23 protein-coding genes are annotated in these 23,302 nt (G+C 42.6%); 7 read left to right on the forward strand and 16 right to left on the reverse strand.

Annotation, left to right across the window (positions count from 1 at the left end; translation table 11 throughout):
* Nucleotides 1-39: 39 nt before the first annotated feature.
* Nucleotides 40-567 (forward strand): tRNA (cytidine(56)-2'-O)-methyltransferase, encoded by a 528-nt coding sequence (locus BHR79_RS07235; protein ID WP_072561714.1) that lies wholly within the window; start codon nt 40-42, stop codon nt 565-567.
* 160 nt (nt 568-727) lie between these two features.
* On the opposite strand, the gene BHR79_RS07240 is transcribed toward BHR79_RS07235, so the two are convergent.
* Nucleotides 728-1,468, reverse strand: coding sequence for a Nif3-like dinuclear metal center hexameric protein (locus BHR79_RS07240; protein WP_072561715.1), 741 nt, complete (start codon nt 1,466-1,468; stop codon nt 728-730).
* A gap of 299 nt (nt 1,469-1,767) precedes the next feature.
* On the opposite strand from BHR79_RS07240, the gene BHR79_RS07245 reads away from it, so the two are divergent.
* Entirely contained in the window at nt 1,768-2,559 is a 792-nt protein-coding gene (locus BHR79_RS07245; protein ID WP_072561716.1) for a beta/alpha barrel domain-containing protein, read from the forward strand.
* A 9-nt stretch (nt 2,560-2,568) separates the two neighbouring features.
* Nucleotides 2,569-3,342, forward strand: a complete 774-nt coding sequence (locus BHR79_RS07250) for a DUF364 domain-containing protein (RefSeq protein WP_072561717.1) — start codon at nt 2,569-2,571, stop codon at nt 3,340-3,342.
* Between the two features lie 3 nt (nt 3,343-3,345).
* On the opposite strand, the gene BHR79_RS07255 is transcribed toward BHR79_RS07250, so the two are convergent.
* The 8 genes from BHR79_RS07255 to BHR79_RS07285 form a co-directional block, all read right to left on the reverse strand.
* The gene (locus BHR79_RS07255) at nt 3,346-4,116 is read right to left on the reverse strand and encodes a formate dehydrogenase accessory sulfurtransferase FdhD (protein WP_072561718.1); all 771 of its coding nucleotides are present in this window, start codon (nt 4,114-4,116) and stop codon (nt 3,346-3,348) included.
* A 2-nt stretch (nt 4,117-4,118) separates the two neighbouring features.
* Nucleotides 4,119-5,426, reverse strand: coding sequence for a formylmethanofuran dehydrogenase subunit B (locus BHR79_RS07260; RefSeq protein WP_072562339.1), 1,308 nt, complete (start codon nt 5,424-5,426; stop codon nt 4,119-4,121).
* A 1-nt stretch (nt 5,427) separates the two neighbouring features.
* On the reverse strand, nt 5,428-5,817 hold the full coding sequence (locus BHR79_RS10675) for a molybdopterin dinucleotide binding domain-containing protein (protein ID WP_091829006.1): 390 nt from the start codon (nt 5,815-5,817) through the stop codon (nt 5,428-5,430).
* Nucleotides 5,818-5,826: 9 nt separating this feature from the next.
* The gene (locus BHR79_RS07265) at nt 5,827-6,636 is read right to left on the reverse strand and encodes a formylmethanofuran dehydrogenase subunit C (protein WP_091829002.1); all 810 of its coding nucleotides are present in this window, start codon (nt 6,634-6,636) and stop codon (nt 5,827-5,829) included.
* A 4-nt stretch (nt 6,637-6,640) separates the two neighbouring features.
* On the reverse strand, nt 6,641-8,398 hold the full coding sequence (locus BHR79_RS07270) for a formylmethanofuran dehydrogenase subunit A (RefSeq protein ID WP_072561719.1): 1,758 nt from the start codon (nt 8,396-8,398) through the stop codon (nt 6,641-6,643).
* A gap of 1 nt (nt 8,399) precedes the next feature.
* Complete coding sequence (locus BHR79_RS07275; protein ID WP_072561720.1) at nt 8,400-9,425, reverse strand: 4Fe-4S binding protein; 1,026 nt, start codon at nt 9,423-9,425, stop codon at nt 8,400-8,402.
* On the reverse strand, nt 9,422-10,027 hold the full coding sequence (locus tag BHR79_RS07280) for an FmdE family protein (RefSeq protein WP_072561721.1): 606 nt from the start codon (nt 10,025-10,027) through the stop codon (nt 9,422-9,424). The genes BHR79_RS07275 and BHR79_RS07280 overlap by 4 nt, the downstream gene beginning before the upstream one ends.
* A 180-nt stretch (nt 10,028-10,207) precedes the next feature.
* Nucleotides 10,208-12,955 carry a UPF0182 family membrane protein gene (locus BHR79_RS07285; RefSeq protein ID WP_072562340.1) on the reverse strand — a complete coding sequence of 916 codons (2,748 nt, stop codon included), beginning with the start codon at nt 12,953-12,955 and terminating at the stop codon, nt 10,208-10,210.
* 180 nt (nt 12,956-13,135) lie between these two features.
* On the opposite strand from BHR79_RS07285, the gene BHR79_RS07290 reads away from it, so the two are divergent.
* From BHR79_RS07290 to engB, 4 genes are read left to right on the forward strand one after another with little or no spacing between them, the layout of a single operon-like run.
* On the forward strand, nt 13,136-14,740 hold the full coding sequence (locus tag BHR79_RS07290) for a BatD family protein (RefSeq protein ID WP_072561722.1): 1,605 nt from the start codon (nt 13,136-13,138) through the stop codon (nt 14,738-14,740).
* Between the two features lie 13 nt (nt 14,741-14,753).
* On the forward strand, nt 14,754-16,022 hold the full coding sequence (locus BHR79_RS07295; RefSeq protein WP_072561723.1) for a hypothetical protein: 1,269 nt from the start codon (nt 14,754-14,756) through the stop codon (nt 16,020-16,022).
* A 29-nt stretch (nt 16,023-16,051) separates the two neighbouring features.
* Nucleotides 16,052-17,029 (forward strand): single-stranded-DNA-specific exonuclease RecJ, encoded by a 978-nt coding sequence (locus tag BHR79_RS07300; RefSeq protein ID WP_072561724.1) that lies wholly within the window; start codon nt 16,052-16,054, stop codon nt 17,027-17,029.
* Nucleotides 17,026-17,649: a GTP-binding protein EngB gene (engB, locus tag BHR79_RS07305; RefSeq protein WP_072561725.1), complete on the forward strand. Its 624-nt coding sequence runs from the start codon at nt 17,026-17,028 to the stop codon at nt 17,647-17,649. The genes BHR79_RS07300 and engB overlap by 4 nt, the downstream gene beginning before the upstream one ends.
* A gap of 14 nt (nt 17,650-17,663) precedes the next feature.
* Here the strand turns inward: engB and BHR79_RS07310 are convergent, their stop codons facing one another.
* The 7 genes from BHR79_RS07310 to BHR79_RS10890 all read right to left on the reverse strand — a co-directional run bounded on the left by BHR79_RS07310 (nt 17,664) and on the right by BHR79_RS10890 (nt 23,275).
* Nucleotides 17,664-18,263, reverse strand: coding sequence for a TatD family nuclease-associated radical SAM protein (locus tag BHR79_RS07310; protein WP_072561726.1), 600 nt, complete (start codon nt 18,261-18,263; stop codon nt 17,664-17,666).
* Nucleotides 18,260-18,607 (reverse strand): gamma-glutamylcyclotransferase family protein, encoded by a 348-nt coding sequence (locus tag BHR79_RS07315; protein ID WP_072561727.1) that lies wholly within the window; start codon nt 18,605-18,607, stop codon nt 18,260-18,262. Before BHR79_RS07315 ends, BHR79_RS07310 begins: the two co-directional genes overlap by 4 nt.
* 2 nt (nt 18,608-18,609) lie before the next feature.
* Nucleotides 18,610-19,800: a geranylgeranyl reductase family protein gene (locus BHR79_RS07320; RefSeq protein ID WP_072561728.1), complete on the reverse strand. Its 1,191-nt coding sequence runs from the start codon at nt 19,798-19,800 to the stop codon at nt 18,610-18,612.
* 46 nt (nt 19,801-19,846) lie between these two features.
* Nucleotides 19,847-20,299 (reverse strand): hypothetical protein, encoded by a 453-nt coding sequence (locus BHR79_RS07325; protein WP_072561729.1) that lies wholly within the window; start codon nt 20,297-20,299, stop codon nt 19,847-19,849.
* A gap of 11 nt (nt 20,300-20,310) precedes the next feature.
* On the reverse strand, nt 20,311-21,789 hold the full coding sequence (locus BHR79_RS07330; RefSeq protein ID WP_072561730.1) for a dihydropteroate synthase-like protein: 1,479 nt from the start codon (nt 21,787-21,789) through the stop codon (nt 20,311-20,313).
* Between the two features lie 70 nt (nt 21,790-21,859).
* Nucleotides 21,860-23,020 carry a cell division protein FtsZ gene (gene ftsZ, locus BHR79_RS07335; protein ID WP_072562341.1) on the reverse strand — a complete coding sequence of 387 codons (1,161 nt, stop codon included), beginning with the start codon at nt 23,018-23,020 and terminating at the stop codon, nt 21,860-21,862.
* A 42-nt stretch (nt 23,021-23,062) separates the two neighbouring features.
* Nucleotides 23,063-23,275 (reverse strand): ribbon-helix-helix domain-containing protein, encoded by a 213-nt coding sequence (locus tag BHR79_RS10890; RefSeq protein WP_394328900.1) that lies wholly within the window; start codon nt 23,273-23,275, stop codon nt 23,063-23,065.
* Nucleotides 23,276-23,302 lie beyond the last annotated feature (27 nt).

The raw sequence follows: 23,302 nt of genomic DNA on the forward strand, positions 1-23,302 counted from the left end.
GGCCACTACGCTTTAATACCCTTTTTCCTATGTTTGCCCATGAAAAGAATTGTAATACTGCGTCTGGGACACAGGCCCGAAAGAGATAAACGCATCACAACCCACGTGGCCCTTACAGCAAGGGCTTTCGGTGCTGAAGGGATACTCCTTGCAAGTAACGACCCTTCGATTACCCGGAGCGTGACCCAGCTGTGCCAACGCTGGGGAGGAGAATTTTATATCCGCAATGATGTGAAATGGAAGACCGAGATCAAAAAATGGAAATCAGAAGGCGGAAAGGTTTGCCATCTTTCAATGTATGGTATCAATCTGCCAGATGCCGTACCGTCGATAAGGGAATATGAAAAACTCATGATAGTTGTCGGTGCGGAAAAAGTCCCTTTTGAGGTCTATGAACTGGCTGACTGGAATGTTGCTGTGGGTAACCAGCCTCATTCAGAAGTGGCCGCTGTAGCCGTTACTCTGGACAGGATCGCAGAAGATGAGCCCTTGAAGAATGAATTTAAAGATGCACAACTTCATGTTGTACCAATGGATCGCGGAAAAAAAGTAATCGAAAAATCCTGATTCAGTCTTCCTTTTTGTCCTTTACCTCGACACCCCTGTATATCTTATTGCGCTCGTATCCACCAAACCCCCGGTGTTTGCGATCCCTTTTTCTTGATGATTCTGCTAGCATGTTTTCCAGTTCGTCATCCGATATTTCGTCTGAATCTATATTCTCACCTCAGGAAGTGCGTATCAGGGGATTGTGGTCAATAAATTCGGTTTCGATACCCAGGTCATTTTCCAAACGGGTTGCAAGGGCTTGCATTGCAGGATTTTCGGTGGCATAATGGGTGGCATCCACCAGAAGCATATCCGTAAAATTGCGGATCACATCATGTTTAAGCTCAGAGGACACATAGGCATCTACCTCCATTGAATTAGCAATATCAAGGAAAGGTCCTCTAAATCCACTTCCACCAAAAACCATAACTTTGGCAATCATTTCTTTTTCACCAACGTATTGTACATGGGTATTCAGGGACTTGCACACATGGTTGATGAAAACATCCCTTGAGACAGGATCCATTTCGCCTATACATCCCATGTCCAGTTTCTCAATGTTTTTAAGACCCAGTTTTTCAGCAAGGATGTCGTTTACTCCTCCTTCTGCGCGGTCATAGTTGGTATGCATTGCATAGAGGGAAATATCGTTATCCAGTGCGATCTTCAGGTGTGTGGCCAGCTTGCAGGATATCGAATTAATCGAATGGAATAATAAGGTATGGTGTGTAATGAGCAGATCTGCTCCTATATCTGCTGCCCGTTTAAGTGTGTATTCGGTAGGATCCAGGGCCACAGCTATCCGATTTACTTCATTTTTCAGGTCAAGTGTCAGTCCGATCCTGCCTTCATCAAATTCTTCTGCAAGTTCGGGGGGTGCAATTACTTCCAATTTTCTTACAATTTCTGAAAGGTTCATATTCCTGAAATTAGTTTATCCCAATATCAAACTGTCGGGTTTTAGATCGATAGCTTTTTATTGATATGTATGCATGTACATAACGCATAGGAAATAGCCGATTGTCTCTGTCGGAAAACACTGCCCGAATAGATGTTACTTCTATTAAAAATCGTTGCATGCAGCATTTATTGGTAGTCTCCAAACCTTTCAGTCTATTCGGAAAGTGTTATTCTATGCGCCTGGCAAATGAGAGGTGTCCAAATATTTTTATACACTTATGACTTGAAACGCTGGCGTAAATTAAAGGTTGGTTTAGTATGATAGAGTATTTTGAACATTACTTGCAGGAAGACTGTCCTTACGGGGATGAAACCACAGAATTGCTTCAAATAAATGGTGAAGGTACCCTGAATATCCTCTCGCGGGATGAAGGAATTGGGGCATGTGCCGATGACCTGGAACAATTTTACAAGAATAAAGGACTGGATGTGACCTACAGAGTTGAGAACGGTGAATATTTCGAAGGAGGAGCTGTAATATTCTCCGCACAAGGAGACCTCAGAACATTGTTCAAACTCTGGCGTATCTCCCAGACTTTCCTTTCAATGGTATGTGCTATTGCGTCGCGGACTCATAACTTCGTAGAAGCTGCAAGAAAAGAAAATCCCGATATTATGATTGCCACAAGTCGCAAAACCCATCCTGGATTCAGAAAATATGAATTAAAGGCTGTAAAGGTAGCAGGTGGAACACACCACCGTAATTCTTTGAGTGATTCCATTCTTGTGACCCAGAACCATCTGGATGTAGCAGATTCTTTTGAGAATCTCAGGGCAGTTAAAAAGATAGAAATAGAACCACGTGATAATGACGAAGCACTCAAATACGCCCAAATTGCCGATGTCCTGTTACTTGACCATTATTCTCCTGAAGAGATGGGTATGATTGTTACCAAACTTAAAAAAATAAATCCCGGCCTTGAGATTGCTGTGGGTGGTATTAAATCGGATGAAATTCCACAATATGCCCCTTATGTGGATATAATTGTCTCCACTGCGCCTTATTATGCCCAGCCTCTTGATCTGACCACCAGAATTGAAAGAACTTGAGATGTTCCAATGAGTGATATGCTAACCAGATTGATCGACAGGCTTTGTGAAGAAAATGCTGATACTTTCCATGAAAACATTGTAGATGAAATAGCTCTGGGAGTGGTTTACAGTGGTGCCAGAATTGGTAACCACGGTGGTGTTGCTTCAACTCAGATTCCTCAATCAGCCCACTGTGAAACCTTTTCATCCGCAGGTAAAATGCATAATAACCCTTTGCCCCAAATTCTTGAGATGGGTAAATCATCCAATTCCCTAAAACGAACAGTTGCGACCAGTGCACTCAATGCTTTCATTAAAAAGACCGGAGAAGAGATTTCTTCTTACGAATCGTCAGATACCAGTGTATTGGATATTATAAAAAATAATGATAAGGTAGCAATGGTGGGCCATTTTGCCCCCATGATTCCCGGTATACTAAAAAAAGCCTCAACTCTTTATGTGGCGGAAAAAAGGCCAATAAAAGACGAAAGGATAACCATTGTACCTGAGCAAGAGCTGAAAGAAACAATAGCATCATCAGATGTTGCTATAATCACAGGTACCACTCTTTTGAACAATTCACTTGATCCTCTGATGGAATCAGTAAAGCAGGCATCTAACGCGATTCTGCTTGGTCCTACTACGCCCCTCTACCCGGACCTTTTCTTTGAAAAGGGATTTACTGCTGTAATGGGTACAAGAATCGATGATGCACCAACAATGCTAAGAATAGTAAGCCAGGCTGGCGGGACAAAACAGATTCACAAAAACTGTGGCACAAAAATATCCTTTGTACAGTAAATATTAGATCAATCGCTCAGGATTGGAATAGATGTAAAGATTGGGCCTGCGTGCAAATCCCACAAGTGTCATATTATTTTCCCTCGCAAGCCTGATTCCCTGATCCATTGGTGCAGCTTTACTCACCATCAAGGGAATGCTTGCATTAACGCCTTTTCCTACCATTGTAACGGATAACCTGCCAGAAGTTGCCATTATGGAGTTATCAAGTTCCACGCCTTCTAATGCAGCTTTACCGATTGCTTTATCAACTGCTGCTGCCCGACTGACATCTTCACAAAAAGTGAGGATATCTCCTTCAGAGGTGGCGATCACAGTAGAATGTGCCCCCCCGGTACGCCTCCAGATTTTCCCTTCTTCAAAAATATGGTCGATAAGGTCGAACAGGGTATTGTTTTTGACCTTCATTTCAGGATTAGGAATGGTCTTATCTACAGTTGATGGTTTTGTTTTGCAGAATAACTTATTTTCATTTATAGCAATAGAAGTTATCTGGTTAACGTTTGCAATGTGCCCTTCACATATGAGATGACCGACGGCCATTTCCTTAAGTTCCCGAGGACTTGCCAAAAAAGAAGATAGAAAGTTGCCATTCAGGAAAACTTCAAACATTTCCTCAATAACAACATCCACACTGATTTCTTTTGGAGAATCGTCTCCTTTCACTTCGATACACTGGATGGGAATATAAGGGGCGGTATTATCCCGCTCCTCTTCTTTCCACGTAATCTCTGTATCCGGCTTCTTATCAAAGTGCCAATCGATTTTGCTCATGTTTAACTTTTCAGTTCCTTTATCTTCTCAAAGAGCTGTTTGAGGCTATCCTCATTGCTTTCTGTGAAATCAAAAGGAGAAGATGTGAAGGGTTTGAAGTAGACGGACACATTGTCCAGTCTGTAGAACGTACCATCACATTCCATGGCATCGATCACACCGGGAAGTATTACATCAGCTGCAGTTGGTGTTGGGCCCGGAGCAATATCTATGCATACCATAGGGATCTCTGCAAGATAGGATGCACAGTCTGCCGGAGTATGGGCCATAAGATCGGCACCCACAACCATTGCTGCATCCGTGTCCTTTTCCCTGAGAATATCCACACAGGTAGTCTCACCGGGGTTGTATCTGGGGTAGCCGCGTGTGAAATCAAGACCGAATGGATATCCATAGAGATAGGATGCAACCATGTTGAATCCTGCAACATTGCAGTGACCACGGAGTGCACCGATACTGGCTTTAGTACCATGATTATTGTTCAATTCCTTGACCACATTAAGTGCCATTTCGATGTTGCGGTGTTTACCGTATGATGAACTGACACCCAGGCCAACAGAAAAACTGGCAAAGTTGGCATCGAGGATCATGTCCACCATTTCCTCCATGATGGAGATTGGTACACCAGTGACTTTTTCAACGGAGTGGTGAGGCTCTTTACCGTTAAGGATTGTCAAAAGAGCATTGAACAATTCATAATCACTGTTGGGATTGAGCTGGACATGAAGGTCTGAAGCATCGGCTGTGGGGGTTCTCCTTGGATCCACAGTAATAACTTTCCTGTCGAAACGTCCTCTCTTTGTCCAGTAACCTCTGGGGAAAATACCATACTTGGACATATGCCTGGGCATGGATTCCAGCGGGTTGGTACCCCAGTAGATGTTTACGTCACTACGGTTCTTTTTGGTACCAGCGGTTGCGGCAGCACATCCTGCTTCCTGGATTCCCATTACAGTTGGGCCGTGACAGATTGTCGCATTGGAGTCTACTGTTCCACCAAGATATTCACCGATATGCAGACCAACTTCCTGGGCTTCACAGGAGGTTTCACTTCCCATAAAGAGCATGGGTTTCTTTGAAGCGGCGAGGATTTCTGCGGCCTTTGTCAGGGCTTCCTCCCAGCTAACCTCTACGAATTCCCCATCCTTTTTGATCATGGGTTTTTTGATACGGTGATCACTCACGATCTCCTGGAACTTTGCATTACCCATCTTACATGCGTTCTTGACAGTGATGCTATCTTCTTTCAAGTCTACCTGTATATCATCACATGAAGCACCACATACGGGACAGAATATGTTCTTGAACATTTCATTTACCTCCTGCATATACTTTCAGTACAATGTCCTCAGCTGTGAGAACCTCCTCGTCAGTGGGCTCTATATCAACAGGACTTCCTTTGTAGAGGGGTGATCCTGTGGAAAACGTGTGCGGGTCGATTACCACATTGGACCAGATGGCACGGGGCATGAATATGTTACTGCACATTACCCTGTCAGTGCATCTTGTGTATACAGCTACGGTATGTTTACCATCCATGCTGGTTACTTTCACTTTTTCAGGACATCCCAGTTCTTCAAAATCCAGGGGTGATATCCAGCACAGGGCACATTCCTTCATGTAACCTTCGGAGTATTTTTCTCCGCCCTTGGCAAACTGTCCTTCATAAATTGTACTTCCGGTGTTAAGCAATACTTTCATAATACCACCTCAAAGCTCCAGATTTGCATCTTTGCCCACATACAAAGTTCCCTTTGGTTTTTTGGATATGGCAAAGTCACCTGTGAATTTTTTGAATACTCCGCCACATTCGATGTCTTCGAAACAGAGATCATATTGCTCGCCTTCATATTGCATCCCTGGAGTGAAATTGGTAATATGACCTTCGACCACAATGGTTCCACCATTCATTTCGGCACCTATTGCACGTATAGCATTTCCTCTGATTACAATAAGACCGCCAGACTGGCGTATACCACAGAAATATTCGGCATTACCATTAACGATGATCTCACCACCTGTTAATCCTCCGCCGATCTGGTTCTGGGCACTTCCGTCAACAACTATGCGGCCTCCGCTCATTCCTTTCCAGCTACCGCGGTAAGCACATCCCAGGTGATCGACAGTGTTGCCCTTTATATGGAGCAAACCGCCTTTCATCTCGGTGCCTGCCCAGGAATCTGCATTGCCTTCCACGACAATCTCGCCACCTTTCATCTCAGCTCCGACTTTCAGGCCGGTGGAACCCTGGATGGTAATCTTGCCGGCGGTCATTTCTGCGCCGATCATTTTTACACGCAGGACATCGCCTTTGATTATAATGGAAGTTTCTTCAGCAGAGCTTCCACCCTGGCCTTTCACATCAAAGAAGTTCTTTAAAGGTAATTGGTCAGGCCCCTGCCAGACAATCAACTGCTCAATTTCTTCCTTGCTTTTGCCTGCAAACTCATCTGGTTTGATTACATCGGCTTCGATCTTAATATCAATTTCAGTGTTTGGTGTAAGTACTACCTCTGTCATGACATCACTTCTCCATGTTTACATTGATGGGGGTTGGGTTGACGAGGTATTTCTCAGGTGTCGGATAGTTCTCGAAACCAAGGGTGTAGTACCTGAACCAATCCTTGACATCATCAAGCATCTTCTTTTCCTCGTTTGCATCAACTTTTATGTCACTGTAGTAGGTCCTTCTTTCAGGAATCGACATTATCTCGCCGTTATGGGCTGCGATTTCTCCACCCTTGATGGTATAATCTGCATACCTGAATTTGGTGATCAGATCATCGTAGTTGGCTGTAACGTCCAATTTGGTTGGATCGATATCATAAATGGTTACATCACCATCTGCTCCAACAGCAAGACTTCCTTTCCTGTGTGCCATACCATTGGTCTTTGCAGGAGTTGCACGGGTAATGGTTGCAATGTCATAGAGAGACAGTTCACGGCTGACACCGCCGAGTGTGCTTCTATCATTTGCCCACTTGTGTACTTCGCTGAATGTCTCATTCCTGTAAGCCTCTGACATCAACCAGGTCATGACGTTCGGATATTTGGTGAATGGTCCACCGTTAGGATTATCGGTTGTCATTATGGTCTTCCATGGATCATCGATCAGAAGCAGAGATTCAAGCCCCATTGCCCACTGGACGCTATGTACGGGGTTGCTCTTAAGATATGTGAACGGGCATACACCGGAACCGCATTCAAGTTCTACATCACAGTTGGACCATTTACCGCCTGTAAGGACTGCGATATCATGAATAGACGGACCGTCTCCGGTCATACATGTGGCTTCACCGAAAGGTACGCTACCACTGTCAATTACCACATGGTCCTGACTGTTAACATAATCTGTAATATCCTTCACACCGGATTCAAAGTCTCTCCAGGATGTTCCGCCAAAAGCATTGAATTGCAAGTGGGTCAGGTAGATGGATTTATCCTTTGTAGGATCGATCTTTGTTTCTGCCCATTCGACTCCCATATCCTGATTGGGTTTGACTTTTGAAGGAATGGTAAGGGATTCCTTTGTAGTTTCATAACATCCCGGGTGACCCAGATTGTTGGCGTGCAGGTGTACTGGCATAGGGACACCTAGCATTTCATTGACTTCGGTAAGCCCTTCGATAATTTCCCTTGGTGTAATTTCAAAATGGATATTGGTTTCATCCAGGGATTCGACATTCTTGCCCCATCCCCAGTTCTCCACACCTGCAGGGTTGACACATTTTATACCATAGGTCTTGTGTGTCCTCATCATCCAGGCCACATATGCAGCAGCTTTGTCAATGTCGCCTTCCTTGAGATAGCGCATCATGAACCAGTTGTTACCGAGAACAAGATATCCTCCCATGTCAAGCATCGGGATGGAATGCATCTCTTCGTGGGTGTGACGTGCTTCCAGAGGCGGGACTGCAGCTTCAAAAGCTGTGGTATATCCCATCTGGGCATACTCATATCCTTCAAGATATACGGAAGGTACTGTTTCGCCGGTACCACCATGGGTTATTGAGGTCTTTGGACGATTCCACTTGTAACTGTCCTCTGGCCGCATCAGACGACCTGAGTTTACTTTGGCACCGGCAATATGGGTGTGTGAATCCACCCCACCCGGCATCACCGTTTTACCAGTGGCATCAACGACCTTTGCATCTTTCATTTCCGCATCAGATAATTCAGGGACGACTTTTCCGTCCTTGATATAGATGTCCATGACATCCCCGTTTATCTCATTGAGGGGATCAAAAACATGTCCATTTTTTATTGCAATAGTAGCTGCCATATTATTCCACCTCTTTTCTTTCCAGCCATATAGCGTTTGTCGGGCATATCATGGCACATGCACCATCAGAGCCGCAAACCTCCTGATCAACAATTTTCACTGTACCGTTCTCAACTTCCAGCAATGCCTTATCATCCATATTGTTCAGGTGGCCTGCAGCAAGTTCTTTGTTTGCATAGGAATTTACAGGACAGACAATTACACAATTACCACAGCCCAGGCAGGCGTATTCATCAGTGACAAGTCTGGAAGTAAGGGTTGGCTCGGCGGAAGGTTTGTCGAGGAGTTTTTTCTCGAATACTTTTTTCTTTTCCATCTCAGGAACGATTGCAGTTTTCTTGACATCGATGGCTCGTACAGGGCAGGAAACTGCACATGCACCACAGTAGATGCATGCATCAGGCCTATGGGCAACCTTGTCAACACGTTCCCCGGCTTCCCAGTCCGGATTGAATAATGCATTGCAGGGGCATACATCAACACAGGTACGGCATGCCTGACAAATGTCCTCGTCCCTGAACCAGGTTCCTTCAAATGGTTTCTCCACTTCTATGGCATCAACCGGGCATACGGATTCGCACCATCCACAGTGCACACAGCATTCCTGGTCGATTATTGTTTTACCATCAACTTTTGCATCATTACCGTTTGAAAACCACTGTTGCACTTCAATGCAACCCTGTGGACATACCTGTTCACAAAGTCCACAGTGTACACAATCATCATTGACAGTGGTTGGTTTAATAGCATTTATGAGGTAGGTTTTTTCCTCTACTGGCTTTCCGTCTTCTCTCATTTCAAGAGCGCCTGTTGGACAAACTTTAGAACACATTCCGCATGTTATACATGTATTCGGTCTGATCTCCAGGAACTCCTTGTCGATGAGCCCTCTGGCAACCGCTCCGACTGAACCGATCACCAGTGTCTCTTTTGGACACACCATAACACAAGTCCCACAGCCGATACACTTCTCAGGAATGTATACCACCTGTTTGTTGTCCTTTGTCGATATCACTGTTTCATTCATATTGTAGTCTCCGTTTGGCTATCGTTGCATGCATCACAAAGAACTTCATTGTTTCTTTGAATAAAACTTTCATTACATTTCTGGCATAATTTTATTTTCTTTTTCTTTTTTACCGGCACATCTATATCTACCATTTCATAGGAATAGACATTCTCACCGGCTTCAAGAAGCACAGGAACAACTTCTTCGTGGCGAAGTTTCTTTGTGTTCATATACCAGGCATGTAATTTAGGGTAATCTTTAGTCTTCTCCGGGTCGAGATATATTCTTACTCCTTTAACAGAAGCAATTCCCGATGGAGCTTGTTTGTTCACAGTCACAGCCATTTTACCTGTATCGTGAACTCTCAAACGTTTATTGCCTGTAGTGGAACCTTCGAGTATCTGAAAAGGGTCCGGTATACAATTATACGTTTCACTAAGAGCGTATACCCTTTCCCCTTCCTTCACATCAAGTACCCTTTTTGCAATATTTAGCATGTGGATTCCTATTAAAGCACCACTGCTCAAAAAACCGTGGAATGGAACGACCTTTTCAACCTGTGAAAATAGTTCTGGATTTTCCACTTTTATCTTTTCTAGGACCTCATCCATAGTTTCCATATAAAAACCTCTAATAAAGAAGGCCGGTGAGATGCTTATAAGCTTCCGGATGCCTAAAGAACATAGCGATGAAAATTATATATAATTATCGATGTGCATCAACCCCGCAGACTTAATAAAAAAAGGTTAAGCAGCCTTGTTAAAGGCTGCAATATCTAGCTGCAAAGGAGATGTACCTTCTTATTCTGTTGCTGTGGAATTGTCTTCAGCCAGATTCTGGGAAAGCTGGTTTAGCACATCTTCCATCTGATCTATTTCTTCCCCATAACCATTCCAATTGCCTTCTTTCAGATATTCCTGGGCCTGATTGTAATGTTCCAATGCTTGTTGTGCAAGCTCCCGGGATGTTTGGGATACTTCAGGCTGGTCGGTTCCTTCTTCTCTGTCAACACGGCCTTCAACCAGCATTTGCAGGGACTCTTTCAGATCCTCTCCCATGACAACCTTTTGTCCTGAAGAAACAACAACTCTTCTGAGCTCCGGAATTTCAGACTGTTCAGCACTGATGAATAGGGGTTCCGTATACAATATCGAGTTACCGATTGGAATAACAAGCAGGTTTCCCCTTATTACACGGGAGCCACTTTGACCCCAGAGAGTCAGTTGCTCAGAAATATCAGGGTCCTGATCGATTCTGGACTCTATTTGTGTAGGCCCATAGACAAGTTCTCCCTTTGGCAATTCGTAATGCTTGAGTTGTCCATAGTTTGGCTTATCGCATCTGGCTGCAATCCAGGCAATCATGTTCTCCCTGTTACGGGGTGTAAACGGTTGCAGCAACACATATTCCAATCCACCATTATCGGGTAATTTGGTGATCATGTAATAGGGTTCCATCTCAATACTACTTCCCCTGTAAACCTCCCTTGGTATTTCCCAAGCATCCTCTTTATTGTAGAATTCTTCTGCAGATTTCATGTGGTAATTTTCATATAAGTCCATCTGAACTTTAAAGAAATTCTTGGGATAGCGAATATGTTTTTGCAGGCCTTCTGGCATTTCATCAAATGACTTAAACAAATCCGGGAAAATCTTAGAGTAGGTATTCACTACCGGTTCATCCTCTATCATATAGAAATCAACCGTTCCATCATAGGCATCTACAACAACTTTCACTGAATTACTGATGTAATTAATACCGTTAAACTGCACTCCGTAATAGGTTTCAGAATAAGGATACTTATTAGCCGTAGTGTATGCATCCATTATCCAGTAGATCTTGCCTTCATGGATTACTGGATACGGGTCATTGTCATATTCAAGGAACGGTGCTATTTCTTGTGCCCTTTCCTCGATCTGTTGACGGTACAACAGGCGGGATTCATCATCGATATACTGGCTCAGGACAAAATTCGGTTCACTAAAGGTAAATGCGAATATCAGCTGCTTTACAAATGAATCCAGTAGTATTCCACTTTTACCTTCATATTGTGTAAATACATTCTGCCCTTGTCTTGGATAATCAAATTCATCCTTTCCGGTATTTACTATATTGTAATCCCTGTTGATTTCCCCGTAATATATCCGCGGATTATCAACTTCAAATTCTCCTCTTGGAGGAATGTCCTGTAAGACCAATTCAGGTCTGCCATCTTCGGTCTTTGTACTGACCGGATTCATAACCATCCCGTAGCCATGGGTATATACCAATTTTTCATTGACCCATGTCTTGGCTTCAGGGGATAGTCGAGAGGTATCCAGTTCCCTGGCCGATATCATATACTGCTTGTATCCATCTTCCATGTGATAGCGGTCTGTATCAACATCGTTGAAAGTATAATAGGTTCGGATCTGTTGAAGCTGTTTATAGGTCTGCTCCAGGGCACGCCGGTCCCATATCCTTATATTATCAATTACTTCTGAATTGTCTTCCAGCTCTGATGAAGTCAAATTTAAATTGGCTTCGAATGGCTTTTCTTCAACATCAGAAAGACCGTAAGCGGTTCTTGTATAATTGATATTGTATTCCAGATAGGGTTCTTCAAGCTGGATCTCAGTAGGCTCCACCTTGAATTGCTGATAAACACCCGGTACAAAAGAACTGGCCACTATAAATAGTGCTATAAGGGCTATAGCCACAAAAGGTATTTTTATGTTTTTCAATTTTACGTTGGCCAGTAAAGCAATTGAAGTCAGTATTGACAATACAGTCAGGATGGTGAAAATCGGCAAGCTTACATTGACAGCGGTATAACCGGCGCCTGCGACAACCCCTTGCTGGGAGAATAATATTTCGTATCTTTCAAGGAAAAATCCAAAAGCAATTAATGCAAACAGGAATGCAAGTATTGCAGAAATATGGACAAGAACTTTTGTAGGCAATTTATCCATAATTTCTTTTAAATCAATTGACTGATTCAAAAAATAAGGTTCTTCAGAATCTTCTATTTCAATTCTATCGGAGCTGAATAAGGGTTCAAGCCTGTAAAAATAAAGAGCCAGTACCAGTATCAGAGAAAGAATTGTCAGACCGAGGAATACACCTCTTATCATATGAAGGAAAGGTAGCTGGAATACGTAAAATCCAATGTCATTCATAAGAATGGGGTCTTCTAATCCGAAGGATGTACTATTAAAATATAATAGTATAGTCTTCCAGTTTCCACTGAATATGAGACCAAAGATAAATGATACAGCCAAAATTGACACCAGGATTATCTGGGGATCCACTTTTTCTGATGTAATGTTCTTCTCTGTAAGGATCTTATCAATCGAGTCTCTTGCAAATTTTGCATTTATATAAAGGAATACGAATGCAATTATAAAACCGGGAATTATTGCAAGTAATTTCCATTGTAATATTGTCGTAAACACAGATGTATATCCTATCATGTCAAACCATAGGTAATCCGTGTAAATTCCTACCAGGGGACCTATCCCCAAAAATAATGCCAGAATTAACAGGAATATAATTTTCATATCTTTCATAATAAACCCCATGAGTAACCTGACTCATATAAAAGTCTCATTTAGAGAAGAAGTTGCATGTTAATAAACCTTTTTTCCCCACGTAATTGGGATAATTATATGAGTATTGGTACATTAAACAATACACAAAGTAAATATAATCTGCCTTATATACATTCTCACCAATAAAGAGGTATATCCATGTATTCAAGACTATTTTTATCCCTCCTGTTAATATGTGCTATGGCCACCACAGCATCTGCTTACACACTTGATGACGTCGAGTGGGACAAAAGTATCGATTCCGCAACCCTCCATTGGGGAGATTCCGTGGAGGATAATGGTTATACTGTTACTGCCGAAGATTTTCAAAAGGATGAACACGTCTATATCAGCATATCAAAAAATGGCCAAACTTTGAAACATGGAGCATTGCTTGTTGGCGATAATCTTGAATATAGGGATACTGAAGAAGGAAAAGACATCCGGGTCCATGTGAATAAAGTTAAGGTCAATATTGATGAGTGGACTGGAAACATGGAAGATCCCACCGCTGAAATTAGGATTTATAACCGAGGGGAACCTGAGTTTGACATTAGTATCGAAACAGACAGGGATGAATACGACCCCCGTATAAATTCTGAAACTGAAATGGAAATCACATTGAAAATCAAAAATGATGGTTCAGCGAAAGCTGAAGACGTTCAGCTTACTGTTGACCCGGCAGGAATGGATGTTGTTGTTGGTGATCTTACAGAAACCATTTCTTCGCTTGGGATCGATGAAACAACAGAGGAATACAAATTAACTCTAATGGTACCCCACCTTTGGGAGGAAACAGATTTAGACATTGTTGCTACAGCAAGTGGATATGATATCAACGGGGACTTGCATGAAAGTGAGGAGATTGAGACTGTAACAATCGCTCCCAAGGTTGAGTTAATGATGACCAAATCCATGCCTGAAGAAATATATATGGATGAAACGGCCAGGGTTTCAGTTTCAATACGCAATAATGGGCTTTATTATGTGAGTGATATTGTAGTAGTGGAAGAGTTATTCGATCATATGGAATTACTTGATGATCTCAATCTCAAAAAGGAACTTTCCCTTGAAGCCGGAGAAACAATTAAGCTTTTTGAATATTCACTGAAACCTACCAAATCAGGAAAATTCAAAGCACCTGCTACAGTTGCTTCATTCAAAGCATCTAACGGGAAAATCTATGAATATGAATCAAACGAGCCAGATATTGAAATAAACGGCCCAGTAATATCAGTTACACAGAGCACAGGGAGTTTAACAGTTCGGCCGTCAGATGAAGTAAAGGTTTCTGTGAAAGTGAGCAACAAAGGTAACAGGGACGCGAGTGTGAATGCAGTATCTGAAATACCTGATGATGTTACCTTTGTAAGAGGAGAAACCAGTCTTGATCAGGTAATTCCAAAAGATAAATCAAAAAGTTACAATTATATCATTCGTGCAGGGAATGATGGTAATTTTACAGTACCAGCTGTTAGAGCTTCTTTTATAGATATGGAAAACTACAAAGGTGAAAGGGTCTCCAATATACTGCAATTTAATGTCACCAACACTTCAACTCAGGATGTAACAACTGATACGTCAAATAATGACAATTCACAAACATCCGGTGATGGTGGAGACGGTAATAGTATATTCAGTGATGGTGAATCAAATGGCGGTTCCAGTGAAACGAATGAAAACAACAAAGTCCAACCCGGATTTGGTGCATTGATGGCAATTTTCGTATTGGCAGGAATATATCTATTTGGGATAAAGCGGTAATTGAAGGAATAGTATGAAGCGCAACCCAACATCCTTGCCTTTCAGGATTTTTCTTTTTTTTCTGGTACTCCTTTTTGCATTAAATATAGCTGTAATGGCAGTTTCTGCAGAGGATATCGATTGGAAAGACCCGGAAGAATATACTCTCGATTGGGGTGAAGAGGTTAATGTTAGTGGTTATACAATAAAGGCAATTGATTTTTCAAAATCTTCCCCGACGGATGTCGAGGACGATTTTGTTCTGTTATCTGTAAAATCAAATAAGTCCGATAGCTGGACTGCTGTTTTGGGTACTAACCAATCGGTTTTCCCTCCGACAAAGGTTTTCGACGGTCTTGTAAAAATAAATGCTTCGAAAATTGTAACCGGCAGTGATATCCTGATTCCTTATACTGTAATAAATGTATCAATTTCAAACGAAACTAAAACCTCTACCTCCTGGATAAATGACTCTGTTTCATTTTCCAGAATTACTGTTAATGAAATATATATTGACCAAAAAGCACATGTAATCGTTAAGGTCTCAAATCTTAAAGGTATTCATTTTGAAAAAATATTTATGGACACTTCTCTTCCTGATGGTCTCATAGTTGATCCTGATCAGGATCTTTATTTTGAAGGTTCACTACCCTCTCGCAAAGATAAGACATTTCATTATTCTGTAAGGGCAATCAAACCAGGAAATTATACCCTGAATCCTGTTCATTTGAATCTGACTTATCTTGGTATTGATTATCATCTCAAGACAAATGACAGTAATCTGGTAGTCCATGGTCCTTTCGTCAATATCAGTAAAGAATATTCATTAAAAGCAGAAGATGGCGCTTATTTTATAGATATCAGTACAATAGCTACAAACGAAGGGGATCGTGCTGCATATGTTAAATTTGAAGATCGAATGCCAGATGAAGTCGAAATAATCGGGAAAGATAAAGATAAATCGGGTGTTATATACCCGGATCAGTCGTTTACTATAGATAGTTCTTTGACGGTGGAGGAAAAAAGAAACCTGGTACTCCCGGCCAGTTTCGCATCATTTTCAGACTCTTCAGGTTACAGTGGATCTGTATCATCGGGAAATATTCTCATTCCTCTTGCCACCTTTAATGAAGCTGACGAAAAAGCAAAATCAAAAGAGCCCGTTGAAATAAATACATCGGTAAAACCAGATAACGAATCCATCAATAGAACAAATAACACCTCTCTCTTTGGTTCGGTGAGGTCAATAAAAGATTTTGTGAACGTAACAATGGAAATCATATATGATTCCCTCAATTTTTAATAATTGTAGTTATATTGATACGAAAAGACATGAAAAAAACTGATACAATTATATTCACACATGGTGATTCGGATGGAGTATGTTCGGGAGCCATAGCCAAAAGTGCATACCCGGATGCCAGAGTCTATTTTACCAGTCCGGTGAGCCTGTATAATAGACTTGATATGGCTGAAGATTATGATAATATCATTATCTGTGATATAGCCGTGGATGAACGTTCATGTGTAAATCTCTACCATAAAATCAATGATATTGCCAGTCGTGCAGATGTCACCTACATTGATCACCATCCCCTTCCAAGGATGTGCTGGGATGAACCGTGGTTTTACCATGACCTGAACACATGTGCCGCAGAACTTACATACAAGGTTTTCAAATCCCGTCTGGAAAGGGATATCCGCAGGATTGCGGTGTATGGTGCAATAGGTGATTATCGGGATAATACTCCTGCAATTAAGAAATGGACACGGGATTGGGACAAAAGAAGTCTTTATTTCCAGGCAGGAACATTGATCCAGGCATTGCAATATGTTGGCAGGAACTATGATTTCAAAAGAGAAATCATTGACCCTCTTTCCAATGATCTGATTCCTTCTGAAATACCTAATCTTATTCCCTATGCAAAGAAAGCATCAAGAATTGAAGAAGAGTTGAGAATACGTGTAAAGGAATCGGTCCATCCACTTCATTCGGTAGCTTATGTCCTTGATCCTGAAGGTTATCTTTCCAAATCCGCAATCTATGCAGCTTCTTATGGGAGAAAAGGAATAGGGATTGCAGCCGAACACAGGAATAATAAAGCTGCTTATGACCTGAGCTTGCGCTCCCGTAACAGCAGTGTGGATATCAACCTCCTTTTGCGAGATATCGCACCCCAATACGGAGGTAGTGGCGGCGGTCACCCAATGGCTGCCGGGGCCCGTATTCCGGAAGAAAAACTTGATGCATTCCTTCAGGAATTTGACCGGAGGGTTAATCTGGCTGAAACAAAACAGGGGGATTTATGAAGCCTACTGGAATCCCAAAAAAAAATGATTTTGAAATTGTATTTGCCGGTCGCTCCAATGTAGGCAAATCTTCTATTGTAAAGGCCCTTTCCGGACGCAAAGTGAAAGTCGGCAAAAGACCTGGTGTCACCCTGAAACCCACTCATGTGAAGAAAGGGGATTTAGTGATTACCGATCTTCCCGGTTTTGGATTTATGAATGGTGTAAATGAGCGCAAACAGGATATCGTAAAAGATAAGATAGTACGTTATATAGAAGAGGGAAATCAGCGGATCAACATCGCTGCCATGGTAGTTGATGCAGGTTCCTTTGTTGAAGTAGTGGACCGCTGGGAGCAACGGGGCGAGCTTCCCATTGATATAGAAATATTCGATTTTTTTACAGAAATGGATCTTGAACCCCTGATAGTTGTAAATAAAATGGATAAGATCAAGGAAGAGGATAAAGATGGGGTCCTCGATGATATTATTGAAAGATTGGGGCTTTTTCCACCCTGGAGGCAGTGGATCGACAGGGTAGCACCGATAAGTGCTAAAAAAGGAGATTTGCAGGCCTTAAATTCGATTCTAAAGAAGCGCATTCATTCGGATAAAAGGGATTCCTTGCTAAAATACATCTGAAAATGGGTGTATTGTTAGCCCCTTATGCGCAAATCCACGCCCATATCCCTGGCTATCTGACTGCATTTTTCAGTATCTATTTCAGGAACATCTACCACACTGAAACGTACATGCAGGCCTGCTTCTTTTGATTCTTCAGCAAATTCCAGCAGGGCACTATAAGCGTTTTGATAGAATGGTTTACAAATCCTGTTATAAACTTCTGCGGATTCTGCATTAAGGCTGACTGAAACTGCATCCAACCCGGCATCCACAAGACAATCAACCACATTGATATCGGGATTTATAAGCTGGCCGTGTCCATTTGTGTCCAGTCTTACATATGCCCCCTTCGCTTTCAACCAGTGTGTGACAGCAAGCAGCACGTCAAAACGGGACGTCGGCTCTCCGAATCCTGTGAAAACTATCTCTTTATACTTTTTCAGATCGTGTTTTTCCAGTTCTGAAATTATCTCTTTTTCGGAAGGGTCTTTTTTAAGCCACAGATTATATCCGTATAATCCTTCCCCCTGATTGCGAATACAAAAATAACAGTCTGCACTGCATTGGTTGGTTATGTTCAGGTACAGGTTACCATGGGCCTCATAGCATATTGAGGGTTTGTCAGTTTTCATTTATTCCAATCTCCATTGGGAATAAGAGGAAAGTTAGAGGTATTACATGCAGAAGTATCAAGAAAATACATCCAGGCTTCTCTGTTGCTTTCCAGTTTTACTTTTTTTCTTGTGAAGAACTTGCCTTCAAGTATATCAAGACTATTTAACATATCACTGTCAATACAATATACTTCTCCCTTGATATTACAACGATTACCAGTGTTCACAACAGCCGGGAAACTACCCAGATCAAACATGCAATATTGATCAGCGGTAGTATCTTTTCCAATAAATACAGAATCCTTGATTATATGATGATTTGGGAATCCTTTTTTCAGGGTCCCATACACAAAAATATCCATAATTAACCCAATCCGAAATTCAGCTTTGTGAGTGTTTTTTTCACAGGATCAGGAAGCTTGCCACACTGGATTGCTTTCATGTGTTGTGGTGAGATCGTCCGTATAGCCTTTGACATCAATCTGTCAGATCTCATCAGATTGTCCATCATTTTCCGGATATAAACAGCAGTTTTTATCTCCAGTCCCATTTGCTCCCTCCATCTCCTTTCATAAATGGAGAGTTCACATTCACCTGTAAGATATTCTACAGCCGTTTCTCCTGCCAGTTTACCCCCTATCATCGCCGTGGGAATTCCTCCTCCGTTGGTAGCGATCAACTGGCCTGCAGCATCCCCGGCAAGCATTGCATTGTTTGAGACAGTTTTTTCGGGAGCCCCCCCTACCGGTACTACTCCGGAAACCACGGAAAGTATCTTTGCATCCTGCAGTTTATCGCTGGCAATGGGGTGTTTGTACATGAACTTTTCCAGATAATCCCGGGCACACATATTCTTCTCGAAAAGGACTTCCCGGATGCCTACGCCGATGTTTGCAGTGCTTCCTCCTTGCGAAATAATCCAGGCATATCCACCTGGGACGTAGTCTTTTCCGAAATACATCTCTACGGCATCCCTGTCCGCTCCGGTGCTTGCAAGTTCATATTCAAAAGCGGTTCCGATTCCCATGGGATCATTTCCCCGTTTCATATCATGGGCTTTTGCAACAATAGAATTTGGACCATCCGCACCTATCAGGACTTTACCCCTGATTGTCGATGGGCCAAAGACTCCGTCCACTTCAATTGTATTTCCGTTAACATCTGTTACATTGGTCCCTATCATTAACTCGGCGCCTTCCTCAGCTGCCCGGGATGCCAGGTGCCTGTCAAATCTCCTCCTGTCAAGCGAGTCGGCCTCTACTTCAAAACCCTTTGAGTAGCCGTCGGGTGCAATAAAACGTTGGTAATTGCTGGTAGCATGTACACAGTTTTTCGGATAATCAAGCAGGGTATGAGGAAGTTGTGCATCGGGCACAAGTTCCTGCAGGGTATCGGCATGGGGCATAAACCCACCACATTGGAGGGGCACACCAATGTCTTTTTTCCTGTCAACCAGTAAAACGGATGCACCGCTCTGTGCGGCATACATTGCAGCTGTGGTGCCCGCCGGGCCGGCTCCGACAACTACCACATCATATAATTCATCGGGATGCATGGGAATAATTGCTACTTTAATATTGCTTATAAAACTATTTCATCAATCACATGCCGCCTCCAATCTGGGACAGCTCGAATTCCATATCATCGGGAACTCTTGCAGTGAATACAAAAACAGTATACCTTAGTTTCCTGGCCTGGGAAATAGCTGTCTTTTGCCTGTCACTTAATTCCTCAGTAGAACTTATGCACAGCATCTTGCGGTTTGCTCCAACCAAAAAATCAAATTGTTCTGCATAAGCATTCAAAAAATCAACCATATCCCTTAGCTCATCCCAGCGACTGCACATGTGCAGGCTTTTCGTAGAAGAATTTTCTACATACCAATCCTTACTCATGTAGGGGTAGGAATCATACTGTTCCCTAATCTCTTCATAGGCTTTCTGGATTTTGGGCATATCCTTTGCAAGGTTAACCCACTTCCATTCATTCTGTGAAAAGTATTTTCCGGCCAAAATGTCAGCAATTTCCTTTTTGTCTTTTGCATCGAGTTTCATGAGATCACCTGTTAAAAATCATCGTCCTGTACATAACTCCTGTCAAATTCAATCGCAATTTCAGCTTTTTCCAGTTCCCTTCCAAGATAACCCGCATGTTCAAGACTTGTGACAAGTCCTTTATCTATTATCATGTCCAGGATTTCTGCAGCATTTTTACCGATGATAGTTTCCTGTGCATGTTCTGCGACTATGTACCTTTTTCCATCATTTCTTTGGGCAATTCCTATATGGAATGCCCCTGCCGGATCCAATTGCCAGTTGACACTACTCTTTGCATTGGTTGCGTCATCGGGCATTTCTATATCCGGTCGCTTTCGTTTTTCCTTGATCATGAACATGTCAATTCCCAGGTCCTTTGGGGAACTGTGCCTTTCCTCTGCCAGTTTCATCATTGAAGAGGCAGTTTTTAATTCGGCAATGCAACCCTGGGTCTTATCACTGTATTCGGGTGTGAAAAGAATGGCTGCTCCGACCTCATGTGCTATTCCGCACAGGGTTGCATTTATACCTATAGAATCAGCATCCATTAGTTCTGTAACATTGCCGGCCCCAAAGAAAAGAGGAATATTCGGGTAAGTATCACGGAATTTTCTGTACCTTTCTACAGAAGATGTAAATCCATGACCAATTGGATCAAGCACAGGGTCTGCAATTATATTTTCTATTCCGAAATCTTTTGCTCGTTTGATATTCTGCATCAATGTATCAAATTTGTTGCCACTATCGGGGATAATCACAACAGCACATCCCTTTGTAGCGATCTCTTCTGCCAGCTCATCAATATTTGTATCATTGAGGCTGAGGACCATATCAATACCAGCATCAATTGCACTACGAATATGGGCAGGGTCCAGTGTATCCACACTTATTGGTAGTCCGGTTACTTCTCTTGCAATGAGAATGGCCTCATGGACGTTTTCAGTGGGTGTATCTATGGCTATGCCCAGATCTATGATGTCAACACCTTTATGGGTGAATTCTGCCACTTTACTCTGAAGATGGCCACAATCCATATTTCCAGCATCAACGATTTCGCCCATGACCTTCATTTGGGAATTGCCCCCAATTTTCGTGTCATTGAGCATTAAAGGAGCAAAAGCACTTTTTTCCATCTGGCTTAATTTTTTGTATGCTTCCTGTTGACGTATATCTTTGAGTAATTCACATGCAGGGACTTTATTTGAAAATTGCACATCTCCTGCAAAACGTATTGCGTAATCCAGGTCATAGGCGTGCTTTGGGCCTAAGTACACAGGGCAACCTATTCTGTTTGCAACTTCTGTGAAATCCCCCGGGGCAAGACCGGGAACAAGGACCATATCAAATTGTCCGGGTTTGAAATTATTGTTTTCATAGGAATGAATTAACCTGTGTGGGGTAATGAAAGCAGCTATGTCAGTATCAACAAGAAGTACACTTGTCTCAGAACCAACTGCCTGACGAACTGTATTTTCCGCCAGCTGACCTGTAGCTACAAGAATTTCCATGGGAGAATAATCGATTGGATATTAAAAATAAGTATCTATGAAAGATGCTTTTTAGGCATCTTTCCAGATTTTAATTAATTATGTCTATGATAGAACCGCCATTGTCAGAAGATCGATTCATTGGTTCGACTACCTGACGGCTACCGTTTGGAACCCTGGTATAACGTGATTCGGTATTCTTTTCTACAATATCGGCCTGATATTGAGGTCCGAGTACCTGTGCTGACTGCACTCCGGTCATAATGGCCATTACACGGATCTTTCCTTCATAGTCATCGCGAATTCTGGCTCCCCAGATTACATTTGCATTTGAGGACAATTCATAGGTCAGGGACGCTGCAACTTCTTCAGCTTCCTTGAGGCTTAGATCCGGTCCTCCGGTAATATGTACAAGGCTACCCGTGGCACCGCGATAATCGACATCGAGAAGTGGGTGATTCAAAGCTGCCCTGACTACATCTTCACTCTTGTCCTGATTCTTACTTTCCCCGACAAGCATTACGGCCACGCCCCCGCATCCCATAATAGCACGGATGTCTGCGTAGTCCAGATTGATAAGAGATGGCTGTGTAATCGTTTCAGTGATACCTTTTACGGTTTCAGCGATTAGCTGGTCCATTACTGAAAATGCCTGTTCTATAGGAAGGTTTGGTACATAGTTGAGAAGCCTGTTGTTGTCAAGCACAATAACAGTATCTGCTGCACGACGGAAATCCTCTATTCCCTCTTCAGCTTTTACAGCACGGGCCCGTTCTACCCTGAAAGGGCTGGAGACCATACCTACTACAATTGCTCCCTGTTCTTTTGCTATGTCAGCCACAACAGGGGCTACACCGGTACCGGTACCTCCTCCCATACCTGCAGTTACAAAAACAAGGTCACTTTCCTTGAATACCTCTTCAAGGGTTCCGCGAGCAAGGTCTGCGGCTTTGGCACCGACTTCCGGGAAGCCACCTGCGCCAAGTCCACGAGTTAATGTTTTACCCACAAGGATCTTCTTGTCAGCACGGATATGATCAAGATGTTGTTTGTCCGTATTTATTGCAATAGTTTCGGCACCTTCTATACCGATATTATACAGACGATTAATGGTGTTGTTTCCGGCGCCTCCGCAACCAACGATGGTTATCCTGGGAAGTCCGAATTCAAAATCTTCTTCATCTTCAAAATTCTGGCGATACTCTCTTTCCTGTTCTGATAGTTTTAATGCATCTTGCACTATTGATTGCACATTCATCCCCTCTGATGATTCATGACTCAACGGCCTTCAAAATTACGACATGGCACTCAGTATCTCCGATCTGCGGAGAAGCTTTTCACCTCTATCGTCAATTAATTCTCTCACAGCCGTCCGTATTGCTTCGCTTGCGGACGGGAATTCGCCCTGAGCTACCATATAATCGATCATCTCCAACTGTTGTTCCGGAAGTCTGATCGTTATTCTTTGCATTTCTGTAGCCTCGGGTGTCTGACATATGGCAGACATAAGTCCGACTTACAGCAGCCAAGCATC

The organism is Methanohalophilus halophilus (assembly GCF_001889405.1).
GTDB classification, from domain to species: domain Archaea; phylum Halobacteriota; class Methanosarcinia; order Methanosarcinales; family Methanosarcinaceae; genus Methanohalophilus; species Methanohalophilus halophilus.

Excerpts from the sequence above, each read along its gene's own strand:
- BHR79_RS07260 (WP_072562339.1), bottom strand. The coding sequence starts at position 5,426 with ATGTTCAAGAACATATTCTGTCCCGTATGTGGTGCTTCATGTGATGAT.
- BHR79_RS10675 (WP_091829006.1), bottom strand. The coding sequence starts at position 5,817 with ATGAAAGTATTGCTTAACACCGGAAGTACAATTTATGAAGGACAGTTT.
- BHR79_RS07295 (WP_072561723.1), top strand. The coding sequence starts at position 14,754 with ATGAAGCGCAACCCAACATCCTTGCCTTTCAGGATTTTTCTTTTTTTT.
- BHR79_RS07255 (WP_072561718.1), bottom strand. The coding sequence starts at position 4,116 with ATGAGCAAAATCGATTGGCACTTTGATAAGAAGCCGGATACAGAGATT.
- BHR79_RS07300 (WP_072561724.1), top strand. The coding sequence starts at position 16,052 with ATGAAAAAAACTGATACAATTATATTCACACATGGTGATTCGGATGGA.
- BHR79_RS07315 (WP_072561727.1), bottom strand. The coding sequence starts at position 18,607 with ATGGATATTTTTGTGTATGGGACCCTGAAAAAAGGATTCCCAAATCAT.
- BHR79_RS07280 (WP_072561721.1), bottom strand. The coding sequence starts at position 10,027 with ATGGAAACTATGGATGAGGTCCTAGAAAAGATAAAAGTGGAAAATCCA.
- BHR79_RS07275 (WP_072561720.1), bottom strand. The coding sequence starts at position 9,425 with ATGAATGAAACAGTGATATCGACAAAGGACAACAAACAGGTGGTATAC.
- BHR79_RS07330 (WP_072561730.1), bottom strand. The coding sequence starts at position 21,789 with ATGGAAATTCTTGTAGCTACAGGTCAGCTGGCGGAAAATACAGTTCGT.
- engB (WP_072561725.1), top strand. The coding sequence starts at position 17,026 with ATGAAGCCTACTGGAATCCCAAAAAAAAATGATTTTGAAATTGTATTT.
- BHR79_RS07265 (WP_091829002.1), bottom strand. The coding sequence starts at position 6,636 with ATGACAGAGGTAGTACTTACACCAAACACTGAAATTGATATTAAGATC.
- BHR79_RS07320 (WP_072561728.1), bottom strand. The coding sequence starts at position 19,800 with ATGCATCCCGATGAATTATATGATGTGGTAGTTGTCGGAGCCGGCCCG.
- BHR79_RS07245 (WP_072561716.1), top strand. The coding sequence starts at position 1,768 with ATGATAGAGTATTTTGAACATTACTTGCAGGAAGACTGTCCTTACGGG.
- BHR79_RS07310 (WP_072561726.1), bottom strand. The coding sequence starts at position 18,263 with ATGAAAACTGACAAACCCTCAATATGCTATGAGGCCCATGGTAACCTG.
- BHR79_RS07250 (WP_072561717.1), top strand. The coding sequence starts at position 2,569 with ATGAGTGATATGCTAACCAGATTGATCGACAGGCTTTGTGAAGAAAAT.
- BHR79_RS07240 (WP_072561715.1), bottom strand. The coding sequence starts at position 1,468 with ATGAACCTTTCAGAAATTGTAAGAAAATTGGAAGTAATTGCACCCCCC.
- BHR79_RS07270 (WP_072561719.1), bottom strand. The coding sequence starts at position 8,398 with ATGGCAGCTACTATTGCAATAAAAAATGGACATGTTTTTGATCCCCTC.
- BHR79_RS10890 (WP_394328900.1), bottom strand. The coding sequence starts at position 23,275 with ATGTCTGCCATATGTCAGACACCCGAGGCTACAGAAATGCAAAGAATA.
- BHR79_RS07325 (WP_072561729.1), bottom strand. The coding sequence starts at position 20,299 with ATGAAACTCGATGCAAAAGACAAAAAGGAAATTGCTGACATTTTGGCC.
- BHR79_RS07290 (WP_072561722.1), top strand. The coding sequence starts at position 13,136 with ATGTATTCAAGACTATTTTTATCCCTCCTGTTAATATGTGCTATGGCC.
- BHR79_RS07285 (WP_072562340.1), bottom strand. The coding sequence starts at position 12,955 with ATGAAAGATATGAAAATTATATTCCTGTTAATTCTGGCATTATTTTTG.
- BHR79_RS07235 (WP_072561714.1), top strand. The coding sequence starts at position 40 with ATGAAAAGAATTGTAATACTGCGTCTGGGACACAGGCCCGAAAGAGAT.